At 71.2% G+C, this 13,101-nt stretch carries 13 protein-coding genes; 8 read left to right on the forward strand and 5 right to left on the reverse strand.

Translation table 11 applies throughout. From position 1 onward, the window contains the following. Positions 1–10 precede the first annotated feature (10 nt). The gene (locus tag MUY22_RS18595; RefSeq protein ID WP_247061244.1) at positions 11–442 is read left to right on the forward strand and encodes a thioesterase family protein; all 432 of its coding nucleotides are present in this window, start codon (positions 11–13) and stop codon (positions 440–442) included. Positions 443–1,077: 635 nt separating this feature from the next. On the opposite strand, the gene glnA is transcribed toward MUY22_RS18595, so the two are convergent. Next, a complete protein-coding gene (gene glnA, locus MUY22_RS18600; protein ID WP_247061245.1) occupies positions 1,078–2,502 on the reverse strand; it encodes a type I glutamate--ammonia ligase in 1,425 nt (474 codons plus the stop codon). Between the two features lie 270 nt (positions 2,503–2,772). On the opposite strand from glnA, the gene MUY22_RS18605 reads away from it, so the two are divergent. After that, positions 2,773–3,162, forward strand: a complete 390-nt coding sequence (locus tag MUY22_RS18605; protein ID WP_371827675.1) for an RDD family protein — start codon at positions 2,773–2,775, stop codon at positions 3,160–3,162. Positions 3,163–3,437: 275 nt separating this feature from the next. Here the strand turns inward: MUY22_RS18605 and MUY22_RS18610 are convergent, their stop codons facing one another. Beyond that, positions 3,438–4,166 carry a DUF4191 domain-containing protein gene (locus MUY22_RS18610; RefSeq protein ID WP_247061248.1) on the reverse strand — a complete coding sequence of 243 codons (729 nt, stop codon included), beginning with the start codon at positions 4,164–4,166 and terminating at the stop codon, positions 3,438–3,440. Between the two features lie 56 nt (positions 4,167–4,222). Here MUY22_RS18610 and MUY22_RS18615 point away from each other — a divergent pair, with 56 nt between their 5' ends. The 6 genes from MUY22_RS18615 (at position 4,223) to MUY22_RS18640 (ending at position 8,979) form a co-directional block, all read left to right on the forward strand. Then, positions 4,223–6,316, forward strand: a complete 2,094-nt coding sequence (locus tag MUY22_RS18615; protein ID WP_247061250.1) for an ATP-dependent DNA helicase UvrD2 — start codon at positions 4,223–4,225, stop codon at positions 6,314–6,316. A gap of 232 nt (positions 6,317–6,548) precedes the next feature. Next, positions 6,549–6,809: a hypothetical protein gene (locus tag MUY22_RS18620; RefSeq protein ID WP_247061252.1), complete on the forward strand. Its 261-nt coding sequence runs from the start codon at positions 6,549–6,551 to the stop codon at positions 6,807–6,809. A 150-nt stretch (positions 6,810–6,959) separates the two neighbouring features. After that, positions 6,960–7,313, forward strand: coding sequence for a WhiB family transcriptional regulator (locus MUY22_RS18625; protein ID WP_247061254.1), 354 nt, complete (start codon positions 6,960–6,962; stop codon positions 7,311–7,313). Next, positions 7,310–7,561 carry a hypothetical protein gene (locus MUY22_RS18630; RefSeq protein WP_247061256.1) on the forward strand — a complete coding sequence of 84 codons (252 nt, stop codon included), beginning with the start codon at positions 7,310–7,312 and terminating at the stop codon, positions 7,559–7,561. The genes MUY22_RS18625 and MUY22_RS18630 overlap by 4 nt, the downstream gene beginning before the upstream one ends. 363 nt (positions 7,562–7,924) lie before the next feature. After that, a complete protein-coding gene (locus MUY22_RS18635) occupies positions 7,925–8,797 on the forward strand; it encodes a bifunctional 2-polyprenyl-6-hydroxyphenol methylase/3-demethylubiquinol 3-O-methyltransferase UbiG (RefSeq protein WP_247061258.1) in 873 nt (290 codons plus the stop codon). Further along, the gene (locus MUY22_RS18640) at positions 8,794–8,979 is read left to right on the forward strand and encodes a hypothetical protein (protein ID WP_247061260.1); all 186 of its coding nucleotides are present in this window, start codon (positions 8,794–8,796) and stop codon (positions 8,977–8,979) included. The genes MUY22_RS18635 and MUY22_RS18640 overlap by 4 nt, the downstream gene beginning before the upstream one ends. A 509-nt stretch (positions 8,980–9,488) precedes the next feature. On the opposite strand, the gene MUY22_RS18645 is transcribed toward MUY22_RS18640, so the two are convergent. From MUY22_RS18645 to MUY22_RS18655, 3 genes are all read right to left on the reverse strand, one after another. Further along, complete coding sequence (locus MUY22_RS18645) at positions 9,489–10,376, reverse strand: hypothetical protein (protein ID WP_247063988.1); 888 nt, start codon at positions 10,374–10,376, stop codon at positions 9,489–9,491. 162 nt (positions 10,377–10,538) lie between these two features. Next, complete coding sequence (locus MUY22_RS18650; RefSeq protein WP_247061261.1) at positions 10,539–11,879, reverse strand: AarF/ABC1/UbiB kinase family protein; 1,341 nt, start codon at positions 11,877–11,879, stop codon at positions 10,539–10,541. 60 nt (positions 11,880–11,939) lie between these two features. Next, a complete protein-coding gene (locus tag MUY22_RS18655; protein ID WP_247061262.1) occupies positions 11,940–12,986 on the reverse strand; it encodes a hypothetical protein in 1,047 nt (348 codons plus the stop codon). Positions 12,987–13,101: the final 115 nt, after the last annotated feature.

The following is a 13,101-nucleotide window of genomic DNA, read 5'->3' on the forward strand; positions in this document are numbered from 1 at the left end:
GGTGGGGCGCGTGACCGATCGAGAGCCGTTCCGGACCCGGATCAAGGTCCGCCACTACGAGCTGGACACCCTGGGCCACCTCAACCACGCCGTCTACCACTCGTACGGCGAGGTTTCGCGGCTCGAGCTGCTGGAACAGGCGGGCGCGCTCAACGGCGTCGAGGGCTTCGCGGCGGTGCTCCTGGAGTCCCACATCGTGTTCCGCAGGGAGATCCGCGCGGGCGACGTGGTCGACGTGACGTGTGACGCGAAGTTCGGCAGCGGCAAGACGTTCTCGATGGACTCGAACATCTACAAGGCCGACGGCACACTGGCCGCGGAGATCACGTGCACGCTGGGCTTGATGGACCTGGAACGCCGCAAGCTGGCGACGGACCCCCGAGGCCGTTTCGCCGAGGCGGGCGCGGACTTGAAGCTGCTGTCGACCGCTGAGGGCGTCTGACTTCGTAGCCTCGGACGCAAGAACGCCGGCGGCGAGGGCGTTTCCGCTCCTCGCCGCCGGCGTGCCCAAGGGACGCGTCAGCGGATCACACGTCGAGGTCTGCCACGGCCACCGACCGTTACGCTATGAAGCCCGGGATGGCCAAGGTGACTGTCCCCACGCCGACGCACAGCAGGCTGGCGATCTGGAGCCTGACAGTTCCGATGGCTACGGACCGGGCCAGCTCCCGGCTGGCGTTCTCGACCTCGCGTATTTGATGCTCGGCGTCGCCGATGGCTTCTCGTCCACGGATAGGTCTGCTGGCGCGGGTCCACGCGACACGACTCCTTCGGCGTGGAGCACCGCTCCTGCGGCCATGGCGGCTCCGGCCGCGACGCGCACGTCGACGTCACGGTTGCGACCGACGATGCGACGTATGGATTGCCGAACTTGGGCGAAGACCCTGGTCATCGCCGGCAAGACCGGCTCGGTGCCGTGCTCTCGATTGGTCGACACGAGCGCGCCCAGGGCCAAGCCGATGCCCACTCGACCGCCGTCCCGTGTCTGTTGCGCCGTCACCCGCTGACCTTCACGGCCTGGTGACGGCCTGGCCGGGGCTTTGACCAGTGAAACGCCTGGTCAAAGCCCCACGCCGATCACACGTCGTAGTACAGGGCGAACTCGTACGGGTGCGGGCGCAGGCGCAGCGGGTCGATCTCGTTTTCGCGCTTGTACGAGACCCACGTCTCGATCACGTCCGGCGTGAACACGCCACCCTCGAGCAGGTAGTCGTGGTCGGCTTCCAGCGTGTCGAGGACCGTGCCCAGATCGCCCGGGACCAGCTTGACGTTCTTGGCCTCTTCCGGCGGGAGCTCGTAGAGGTCCTTGTCGATCGGGTCCGCCGGCTCGATCTTGTTCTTGATGCCGTCGAGCCCGGCCATCATCATCGCCGAGAACGCCAGGTACGGGTTGCCCGAGGAGTCCGGGCAGCGGAACTCGGCGCGCTTGGCCTTCGGGTTGTTGCCCGTGATCGGGATGCGGACGCAGGCCGAGCGGTTGCGCTGCGAGTAGACCAGCGAAACCGGGGCCTCGAAGCCCGGGACCAGGCGGTGGTAGGAGTTCACCGTCGGGTTCGTGAAGGCCAGCAGGCTCGGGGCGTGCTTGAGCAGGCCGCCGATGTAGTGGCGCGCCGTGTCGGACAGGCCCGCGTAACCGGACTCGTCGTGGAACAGCGGCGTGCCGTCCTTCCACAGCGACTGGTGGCAGTGCATGCCCGAGCCGTTGTCGCCGGCGAGCGGCTTCGGCATGAACGTCGCGGTCTTGCCCGCGGCGAACACGGTGTTCTTCACGATGTACTTGAACAGCTGCAAGTCGTCCGCCGCGTGCAGCAGCGTGTTGTACTTGTAGTTGATCTCGGTCTGGCCGGCGGTGCCCACCTCGTGGTGCGCGCGCTCGATCTCGAAACCGGAGCCCTGCAGCGCGCGGACGATGTCGTCGCGCAGGTCGGCGAAGTGGTCGACCGGCGGGACGGGGAAGTAGCCGCCCTTGAACTTCGTCTTGTAGCCCTGGTTGCCACCGACCTCTTCGGTACCGGTGTTCCACCAGCCCTCGACGGAGTCGATCTCGTGGAACGAGGCGTGCTCGGCGGAGTCGAAGCGGACCGAGTCGAAGATGTAGAACTCGGCTTCGGGGCCGAAGTACACGTTGTCGGCGACGCCGTACTCCGCGATGTACTGCTCGGCCTTGCGCGCGATGTTGCGCGGGTCGCGGCTGTACGCCTCACGGGTGAACGGGTCGTGCACGAAGAAGTTCAGCGAGAGCGTCTTCGCCTTGCGGAACGGGTCGATGCGCGCCGTCTCGGGGTCCGGCAGCAGCAGCATGTCCGATTCGTGGATCGACTGGAAACCGCGCACCGAGGAGCCGTCGAACGCGAGTCCCTCTTCGTAGGCCTCTTCGGTGAAGGCCTTCGCCGGGACCGTGAAGTGCTGCATCACGCCGGGCAGGTCACAGAACCGGACGTCGATGACTTCGACGTCCTCGTCCGTGATGAGGCGCTGAATGTCGTCTGGAGTAGTGGGCACCCTCGGTGACTCCTTCTCGTTCGAGCTCGTGCGGCAGTGCTCTCTTCGGCTCACGCTAAAAGCGCGGTGTTGCCCGACCGTCACCCGTATGTTTCGCCGGTGTTAACGGGTGGGTGGATACCGGGTATCCGACCAGGTCGGATGTGGTCCGCGCCACCGGCATACCCTGGACGGGTGGCGAGATGGACCGGAGAATGGCTGCCCGGCACGGGTGACGGTGGCCAGAGTACTGATCAGGACGGCGCGCGCTGGCCGGGCGAGAAGTTCGGTCTGCCCGAATCCGGCGTCGGCTCGGCGGCGAGCGGCGGGACCCGGCTGCTCGGGCTGCTCGCCGACCTCGTGGTCGCGGCCCTGGTCACGGCCATCTTCGTGCACCCCGACCTGCCGGACCCGGTCGCCATGCAGAATTTCAACCTGTGGTCCGGCGGAGTCTGGGCGGTCATCTCCGTCGTGTCCGCCGGCTTCTTCGGGTTCACCCCCGGGATGGGCGTGGTGGGCATCCGGGTGGCCCGCCTCGACGGCGCCGCCCTGGTCGGCCCGCTGCGGGCGCTGGTCCGCGCGGTCCTCACGTTCGTGATCATCCCGGCCGCCGTCCGCAACGCCGACGGCCGCAGCTGGCTGGACCGGCTGACGGGCACCGTCGTCATCCGGCTGCGCTGACCGCGCGCCGCGCCGGACCGCCGCAGCGGACGCCGCCTGGTCGACCTGCTCTGCCAGCAGCCTCGGCCCGGTAGGCCCGACATCGGCTGGCTGCCCAGCTTGGCCGGAGCAGCGCTCCCGGAGGGCGTCCCTTGGTACCGGCGTCGGCACCGCACCATCGGCGGTCCTGGGTGCGTCCCATCCGAAACCCGCCGCCGAAACCGCTGCCCGGCACCCCCGCACGAGAAAGGCCCCGTCCACCGGACGGGGCCTTTTGTCGTCTGCGCGGGCTCGGGTCAGCGGCGGCGGATCGTGCGCTGGACGTTGCGCATCTTCGCGCCGGCGGGCATCGGGCCCTTGGGCATCGCCGCGCCGCGGTTGCCGAGCGCGGCCAGCTTCGCCTCGAGGGCGTCGACCTGGGCCGGCTTGAGGTTGCGGGGCAGCTTCATGAGGAAGCCCTGGAGCTTCTTCAGCGGGATCTGGCCCTCTTCGTGGCCGATCGTGACGTCGTAGATCGGGGTGTCGCCGATCAGCCGGGAGACGCGCTTCTTCTCCTGGGCGAGCAGCGTCTTCACGCGGTGCTGCGCACCCTCGGCGACGAGCACCACGCCCGGGCCGCCGAGCACCCGGTGCACGGCGTCGAGCTGGGTCGTCGCGGCGACGGTCGGCGTCACCTTCCACTTGCCGCGGAGGTTCTCGAGCGCCCACGCCGCCGCGCCGGGCTGGCCGTCGGCCTTCGAGTAGACCGTCTTCTGGACGCGCCGGCCGAAGATGATCATGGCGAGGAGCGCGCCGAGGATGATGCCCAGCGGGAGCAGCACCCACTGGGAGTCGAAGAGGAAGCCGATCCCGAAGGCCACACCTGCGACGACGACGATCGAGCCGACCATCCAGGGGATGAGCCAAGGGTCTTCCTTGCGCTGCATCTTGAAGGCTTCGAAGAGCTGGCCACGCCGGGCCTTGCTCGCCGCGCGCTTCTCCTTCTTGGCCTGCTTGGCCGCTTCCTTGTCCTGCTGTCCCGCCATCTGACCAGGATACGGCCGCGTGCCCCTGCCCGGATTCCCCGTCCCCCTCTGCGAGGATGCGGGACGTGACTGGCGTACTTTCCCCGAAGAGCCGCACCCGTCTGCTCGATGGCCTCGACCCCGAGCAGCGCGCCGCCGCCAGTGCCCCGAGGGGGCCGGTCTGTGTCCTGGCCGGCGCCGGTACGGGCAAGACCCGCACGATCACCCACCGCATCGCCCACCTGGTCATGTCCGGGCACGTTTCCGCTGGTCAGGTGCTCGCCGTCACGTTCACGACGCGCGCCGCGGGGGAGATGCGCGCCCGGCTGCGCGGCCTCGGCGTCGACGCCGCGCAGGCGCTGACGTTCCACGCCGCCGCCCGCCGTCAGCTGCGTTACTTCTGGCCACGTGTGGTCGGCGGCCAGCCGTGGGACCTGCTCGAGAACAAGTTCCGCTACGTCGGCCAGGCCGCGACCCGGGCCAAGCTCGGCACCGAGATCGAGATCCTGCGCGACCTGGCGAGCGAGATCGAGTGGGCGAAGGCGTCGCTGATCAGCCCGGACGACTACCCGGCCGTCACCGCGCGCGCCCAGCGGGACATCCCCGCCCCGGCCGCGCAGGTCGCCGAGGTCTACCGCAACTACGAAGAGCTGAAGAACGCCGCGCAGGTGCTCGACTTCGACGACCTGCTGCTGCACACGACGGCGGTGCTCGAGGAGCACGGCGTCGTCGCCGAGGAGTTCCGTGACCGCTACCGCTGCTTCGTCGTCGACGAGTACCAGGACGTCACGCCGCTGCAGCAGCGCCTGCTCGACGCGTGGCTCGGTGGCCGTGACGACCTGACGGTGGTCGGCGACGCCAACCAGACCATCTACTCCTTCGGTGGCGCGTCGCCGCGGTCGCTGCTGGAGTTCACCCGGCGCTTCCCGGAGGCGACGGTCGTCCGGCTCGAACGCGACTACCGGTCCACGCCCGAGGTCGTCGCGCTGGCGAACCAGGTGATCGGCGCCGCCCGCGGCCGGCCGGCGGGCTCGCGGCTGAAGCTGATCGGCCAGCGTCCGTCCGGCCCGCAGCCGCGCTTCGCCGAGTTCGACGACGAGCAGGTAGAGGCCGGCGCCGTCGCGCGGCGCGTGCGCGAGCTGCTCGACGGCGGCGTCGCGGCGAGCGAGATCGCGGTGTTGTACCGGGTGAACGCCCAGTCGGCGGCCTACGAGTCGGCGCTGTCCGAGTTCGGCATCCCGTACCTGGTCCGCGGCGGCGAGCGGTTCTTCAACCGGCCCGAGGTCCGGCAGGCGATGTCCGCGCTGCGGACCGCGAGCGGCGACGGCAGCTCCGACCTGGTCACGACCGTGCGTTCGGTGCTCTCCCGCGTCGGCCTCACCGAGTCGCCGCCCGCCGGTGGCGCCGCGAAGGAACGGTGGGACGCGCTCCTGGCGATCGTCGAGCTGGCCGAGGAGCTCGCCTCGACGATCGCCGACGCCGACCTGCCGCGCTTCAACGCCGAGCTGGAGCAGCGCGCGGCGGCGCAGCACCCGCCGACGGTCGAGGGAGTGACGCTCGCGTCGCTGCACGCGGCGAAGGGCCTCGAATGGGACGCGGTGTTCCTCGTCGGCCTCGCCGAGGGCACCGTGCCGATCCTGCACGCCGACAACGACGAGGCGGCGATCGAGGAGGAGCGGCGGCTGTTCTACGTCGGCGTCACGCGGGCCCGCGAGCACCTGTGGCTGTCGTGGGCACTGGCCCGCACGCCGGGCGCGCGCCGCAACCGCCGTCGCAGCCGGTTCCTCTACGGCCTGATCCCGGAGGACCACCCGGCGGCCCGGGCCGCGCGGTCGCAGCAGAAGCAGGCCGCGCCGGTGAAGACGCGCTGCCGGGTGTGCGGCGGGCCGCTGCTGGAAACCCTCGACGTCAAGCTCGGCCGCTGCGGTCGTTGCCCGTCGTCGGTGGACGAGAACCTGTTGGAGCGGTTGAAGTCCTGGCGCGCCGACCGGGCCCGGGAACTGAAGGTGCCGCCGTTCGTCGTGTTCACCGACGCGACGCTGATGGCCGTCGCCGAGCAGCGCCCGGTCGACGAGTCGGCACTGGTGTCGATCTCCGGGATCGGCGCGACCAAGCTCGAACGCTTCGGCACGGAGATCCTCGGCGTCGTCCGCGCGTCGATGGGGTCCTGACGGCGGTCCTGATGAGGTCTTGACCGCGTCCGGACCATGATCCACGCGGCGAACCCGCTGCTCAGGGGCGATCTTCGTATCTTCGAGGATTTTCCCCGTAATTAAGTTGCCCCGGTGTGGTGGGGGGCAATAACCTGCCAGTACCGAGCCCGAAGGGCTCGGCTGGGGATCCACGTGAAGTGCCGCTCCGCGGCCGCGTGTGCAGAGTACAGACGAAGGAGGTGCCGGTGAAATGACCATCAATCTGACGCTCACGAACCCGGGCACCCGTCTGTCCTGCGCCGCGGAAGTCGCGGCTGCACAGCGCCCGGGCACCGGTCTGCCCGTGAGCGCGCACGAGATCCGTGGCACGCGTCGCGTCATGCGGGGCTGGACCACCGGCGATGTCGTCGTCTTCGGGACCGAGGGCGTTCTCGCCGCGTACCCGCAGGCCGATCTGCCGACCATCAAGCAGTTCCGTGTTCCGTTGTCGATACGGGAGCGAAGTTCCTGACCCAGTCAGGACACTGAGGCTCACGAAGGCCGCGGAACCGGAAAACCCGGATCCGCGGCCTTCGTGTTTTGGCTGCACAACCCAAGAGGAACAGCATTGCCCAGCTCCACGCCCAAAACCGAAACCCGTACGACACCAGGAGGAACCCCCATGTCTTCGGCCATCGCCTACACCGCGGGTGAGGCAATATTCGCCGACCTGCTCGACCCCGTCACCGTCCCGGACGTGGCTCTGCCCTGCCGCTCGGGCGACGCGGACCTCTGGTTCGCCGAGTCCCCGGCCGAGCTCGAGCGCGCCAAGGCGTCCTGCGCCGACTGCCCGGTTCGCGAGGCCTGCCTGGCCGGCGCACTGGCGCGGCGTGAGCCGTGGGGCGTCTGGGGTGGCGAGATCTTCGAGCGCGGCGTCGTGATCGCGCGCAAGCGGCCCCGTGGCCGTCCGCGCAAGAACGCCACCGTCGAGCCCGTCGCCGCCAAGAGCGGCGAGCACCGGAGCGCCGCCGCATGAGCGTCGAACCGATCACCACGAGGGACCACGAAGCGCGCAAACGCGTGCACCTGCAGTTGACGAAGACCGAGATCGAGGAGATCAGCGAGATGTTGCTTTACGAAGAACTGTCCAGGGCCCGAATACGGGATCTGGAGGAGGGCATCCGCACCCAGCGGGCCCGAGGTAGCGCCCGTGCCATCCGCCGGTGGAGCCGAGTAGCCCGATGGGCGGCCCAGCGCGCGGAGCGGTACGAGAACCAGAGCTGAGAGCAGGCCCCTGCCGCCCCACGGCGGCAGGGGCCTGCCTGGGTTTGCGCAGGTCAATGGGGTTGCGTGTGGTTGTGTCGGCTGGCTCTGGTTGTCGACGCCGCGGGGCCGGCCTTCGGCGGCGCGCCCTCATCGCGCTCGCACCGGCGACGGCTTGCGCTAGCCGGTGGTCGCCGGTGCGAGCCGGTGGTCGCCGGTGAGAGTGGGGTCGGGCGCTGATCAGTGGGGAGACACGATCCCCCTGGGGCCCGCCCCCGCCCCCCCGCCCCCGCCCCCGCCGCCCCGCCCCCACCCCACCTCGTCTGGTTGGTGTCTGGTTGTTCGAGCGCGCCTTTCTGCCGGGTGGCGGTGTTGAATGGGGTGATGCCCGGACACACCCACGACGACATCGACTGGGCGGACCGCCTCGCCCAGCTGCGCATGGCCGACGCCCTCGATGCCGAGGCACTCGCGCCCGTCGCGCGGCGGCTCCTTTCCGGGGCGGCCGGTCGGCCGACCGTAGTTGATGTCGGGTGTGGGGCCGGCGGGATGAGCGTGCACTTCGCGCGTGAGCTGGCCCTTGGTGATGGGGGCACCGTCGTGCTGCTCGACGCCACACCCGCGTTGCTCGCCGAAGCGCAGCGGGCTGTGGCCGCGGTCGCCGGTGAGAGCGTCGAGGTCGTCGGCGTACACGGTGATCTCGCCGACCCTCAGCTGGCCGACCGGGTGCCGGCCGCCGACCTCGTGTGGGCGTCCGGGGTGGTGCACCACGTCGGCGATCAGCAGGCCGCGCTGCGGACGCTCGCCGGGTTGCTGCGGCCGGGTGCGGTGCTCGCCATCTCCGAAGGCGGGCTCGAAATGCGTTGCCTCCCTTGGGATCTCGGAATCGGACGGCCCGGGCTGGAGCATCGGCTGCTCGCCGCGCGGGCCGAGTGGTTCGCCGGGATGCGGGCCGGCATCGCGGGCAGCGTCGCCATGCCCTACGGCTGGCCGCGCGCGCTTCGCGAGGCCGGGCTCGAGGACGTCGAGTCGTTCGGCGCGCTCATCGACCACCCGATGCCCGGCTCGGACCTGTTGCGCGAGTACGTGGTGCACCGCGTCGGCTGGCTCGCCGGGTCGGCGGGCGACCGCCTCGACGCCGACGACCGCGCGACGATCGCCGCCCTCACCGACCCAGCCGGTCCGGACTTCCTCGGCCACCGTGCGGACCTGTACCTGCTGGGCGCCAAGGCGATCCACAGTGGACGGTCCCGGTGAGCGCGCCGGAACCGGCCGCGTGCACACGCTGCGGGCGCACCCGCGGTGCCGACGACGACCCGGCTACGGCGCTCGCCTGGGTGTCCACCCGTGAGCGCGGCACGCTGCGGTGGCTGTGCCCGGACTGCGCGCGGCAGCACGTGCGCGACATCGAGGGCAAGCTGCCTGACGAGTACTGGTGATCACGAGGTTCCTCCGCGGGAATCGGCTGTCGGGTTGGTGCGGTTCAGCAGCGGCTGACTCGGCGGCTGGCTGAGTCGCGCTGACGGGCGGGCCGGCTATCGGGGCGGGTTCATGCGCCTTCGCCGGGCCGGCGAAGATCATCAACGAGCAGGTCGGCAGACGTGGCCTCGGCTTCGCTGCCGCGCCGCTCGCGCTGCCCGTACTGCTTGCGCCGCCGCGCTGCTCGCGCTGCTGCGCCGTCCGCCCTGCCATGCCGCCGTGCCGCCGACCTGACGACCGACGGCTTGAGCAGGATTCGGACTCGTCCCCGGTTCGGCGCCTGGTGCGGATGCCTTCGGTCGGCTTGTGCCGTGTCGTCGACAAGGGCCAGGCAGGTGGCTGGGACGAGGGCCGTGTTCCCGAATGGCGTCGATGCCTCTGGCGGGCCCCGTGCTGCGTCGTCGGTCGAGGCTGGAGTTGTGCTGGGCTCGCGGGCGTGTCTCGAGTGGCGTGGATGTCTTGGCCCGGTTCATGCCGCGTCTCCGGTCAGCGGTGTGGTCAATACCTGCACTCGCGGGCGTGGTGTTCTCGATGCTTCGCCGTAGGCCTGGACCAGCTCCTTCGCCACGTCGCGGGGGACCTGGCGTAGCTGCCGGACCGTGCAGCGGACCAGGATGATTCCCGTAGCCGCCAAGGCCAGGTGGGTGAAGCCGCCCGTGGAGCTGGGGCCGCAGCGGTACTGCCAGGCCAAACCGATCTCGTCCCACCACGCGTCGGCCTCGCCTATGCGGCGGCCTCGGCGGTCGCAGATCGTGACGTCCCAGCTCGGCGGTGGGAGCAGGGCCGTGTCCAGCACTCGCGCCGCCAGGCCGTGCGCGCGGATCGGGCCTTCGTCCAGGCGGCGCAGTACCTTGCGGACCGCCGACGAGCCGCGCTGCGGGCCCGCCTCCAGCTCCGCCAGCAGCTGCTGGCGGTCGCACAGGCCCCAGTAGAGCGGCAGCGTCAGCAGCTGCCGGATCTGCGCCGGGTCGGGTTCCGCCCGCGCCAGGTCGAGCGCCGCGCGGGCCGGTGGGGCGAACGGCAGGCCGTCGACCAGCACCGGGTCCGGCAGCCGGGACGTGCGGGTCGCGTGGATTCCCGCCTTCGCCATCACCCGGCAGTAGTCGGGCACCAGCAGCTCGATCTCGCCGGTCGCCGGGCACTTCACGCCGTGGGCTCGCAGGGCGTCGGCGCCGCTGATCACCACCTTCGACCCGTAACGCGCGATCGCGGCGTGCAGCAGGTGCTGCCGCGTCGGCGTGGTGTTGCGCAGCAGGACGACACCGGGGTGCAGGCGGCGCCACGGCCCGCCGGGGCCGCAGAGCCGCCGGGTTCTTCGATCGGACACCCCGGCCCTGCGTAGCTGTTCGAGGTTCATCACCTCGCCGGCGCCAGGGTTACCGAGGGCGAGTGGGTCGGTGCGATGCGTAGCGGTCATGCATCGAGCATGAACGCTCCGCCAACCGGGTGGAACCCCGTTTCCCCGAGCTGTGGACAACTCGCCGGAATCCGCCCGTTCGCGGCCCGGCCTGTGGACAACTCAGCCGGCGAAACCGGCCTGCCAGCGCTCCACGATGCCCCGCGCCGGGATCTCCGCGTCGAGCTGGCAGAGGATGCCCGTCGAGCCCGCGGTGACCCGGTGGATCATCAGGTACTCGGGCGGCAGGTTGAGCGAGCGGCCGACCTTGAAGTCGTTGCCGCGGCTGTCGCCGACCCGCCACGCCTGCCGCTGCATCCACTTGCGCGTGAAGTGGAACGTCGGCTCGGCCAGCGGCTCGGTGAACGGCGCCAGGTAGCCGAGCACCTCGTCCGCGGTCAGGTCGCTGTCCGGCCGGATGAAGCGGTTCTCCCGCAGCAGGCGCATCAGCTCGGCGGACTCGCCGTCGAGGGCCAGCCGGGTCATCTCGCCCAGGTGACGGGGGATGCCCTCGGGCAGCCGCGCGACGCCGCCGAAGTCGATGACGCACAGCCTGTCGTCCGGGGTGATCATGAAGTTGCCCGGGTGCGGGTCCGAGTGCAGCAGGTGGACGCGCTCGGGTGAGGAGTAGTGGAACTCCGCCAGCAGCCGGCCGGCCAGGTTCCGCGTCGCGCGGTCGCCGTCGGCGATCACCTTCGACAGCGGTGTGCCGGTGACCCACTCCGTCACGACGACCTTCGGCGCGCTGGCGACGACGCGCGGCACCAGGATGCCGGGGTCGCCGTCGAACGCCTTCGCGAAGGCCCGCTGGTGCTGGGCCTCGGCCTGGTAGTCGAGCTCCTCGTTCATCCGCGCGGCGAGCTCGGCCAGCAGCGGCTTGACCTCGGTGCCGGGCACGAACGCCTGGAACAGCCTGCTGAACCGCTGCAGCTGCCGCAGGTCGCTGCGCAGCGCCTCGTCGGCCCCCGGGTACTGGACCTTGACGGCGACCTCGCGGCCGTCGTGCCAGACCGCGCGGTGCACCTGGCCGATGCTCGCGGCCGCCGCCGGCTCGTCGTCGAACGAGGTGAAGCGGCCGGCCCAGGTCCGGCCCAGCTGCTCGGCGAGGACCCGGTGGGTCTGCCGGGCCGCCATCGGCGGCGCCGCGGCCTGCAGCTTCGTCAGCGCCTCGCGGTAGGGCTTCGCCATGTCGTCCGGCACCGCCGCCTCGAACACGCTCAGCGCCTGGCCGAACTTCATGGCCCCGCCCTTGAGCGTGCCGAGCACCTCGAACAGCTGCTCGGCGGCCTTGGCCGACAGCGTCGCGTTCACCTGCTCCGCGCTCTGGCCGGCCAGCCGCTTGCCCCAGCCGCTGACCGCCCGTCCGGCCATCCCGAGCGGAAGGCTGGCGAGCTTGGCGGTGCGGGCCGCACCCTTGCTCGGCATCGCGGTGTCACGATCGGCGGCGTCGCGGAAGTCGGTCACCTCGTCGATTCTGCCTTGCGCACGCGTCCGCGCGCAGCCTGCTCGCGGCGTCTTAGTGGCCTACGTCTCCTGTTGCGCCGCGGGTGGACCGCACCCGCACCTCGGGTGCGGCGGCCAGCCGCGGTGGCGGATGCGGCCGTCGAAGGCGTCGATCTCGAGGGTCGCGTTCCACGACGGCGGTGCCAGCTCGGCGGGGGAGAGCAGCCGCATGGACTGCGCGACGGCCAGCGACGCGCACGCCTGGACCGCGCCGAGGTCCGGCCGCTGGTGCCGCCCGGCGAGCTGGCCGGCGACGCGCGGCCAGCACGGGTCGAGGTCGGTCCGGTGCAGGTCGGCGCAGCGCAGGCACGAACTCCGGCCCGGCACCACCAGCGGCCCGACGATGCCGGTCCCGTCGCGGACGCGGACCGCCAGGTGGGGGACGCCGTCGTCCATCAGCTCGGCGACGACCTCGGGCGCGGGCACGATGGCGTCGGTGAGCAGCACCAGATCGGGGTAGCGGTCGTGGAGCCGCGTGACGCGCACCCGCGCGTCGATCCGGCGGATCAGGTCGGCGAGCGCGTGGCGCCGCGGCCGGCCCAGGTCCGCCTCGGTGAAGCCGGAGCCTAGGTCGTGCTCGGTCACCGCGCCGGGCAGCCGCGGTTCGACGTGCCCGATCCCGGCGTTGGCCAGCAGGACGGCCACGGCGACCGCCACGCGGCCGTCACCCTGGACCGCTATCGCCGTCGCGCGCCGCCGGTCGGCCAGCGCGGCCTGGTGGTGGCGGGCCCGCAGCGACCACAGGCCGATCTCGCCGCGGAGCACGGCGCTGTCGGGCGCGCCGGCCTCGGTGACCAGGCCGAGGGCGGTCAGCTGGAGCAGGAGCGTGCGCAGCTGATCACGGTGTTCGCTCTCGGCGAGCAGGATCCGCTCGACGGGCGCCTGGCCGTCGAGCAACCGCAACCGCGTGACGAGGTTCGGGGGCAGGCCTTCGATGGCCACGCCGTGGCGCGGGTCGAGGCCGATCTGGATCTCGTCCGGGCCGCGTTCCAGCACGGTCAGGCCCGGGAGCAGGGCCGGGAAGGCGGGCAGCGGGACCGGTGGCATGTCCGCGGGGGAGAGCAGCATGTCCGCAGAATCGCATCCGCCGGCGACCCCCGGACCTCGGAAGGCCCCGGAACGGCCGAGTTGTCCACAAGTGGAGGTAGTTGTGGATAACTCGGGTCTGTGACCTTAAGGCGCT

The sequence above is a fragment of the Amycolatopsis sp. WQ 127309 genome (assembly GCF_023023025.1).
Lineage (GTDB): Bacteria > Actinomycetota > Actinomycetes > Mycobacteriales > Pseudonocardiaceae > Amycolatopsis.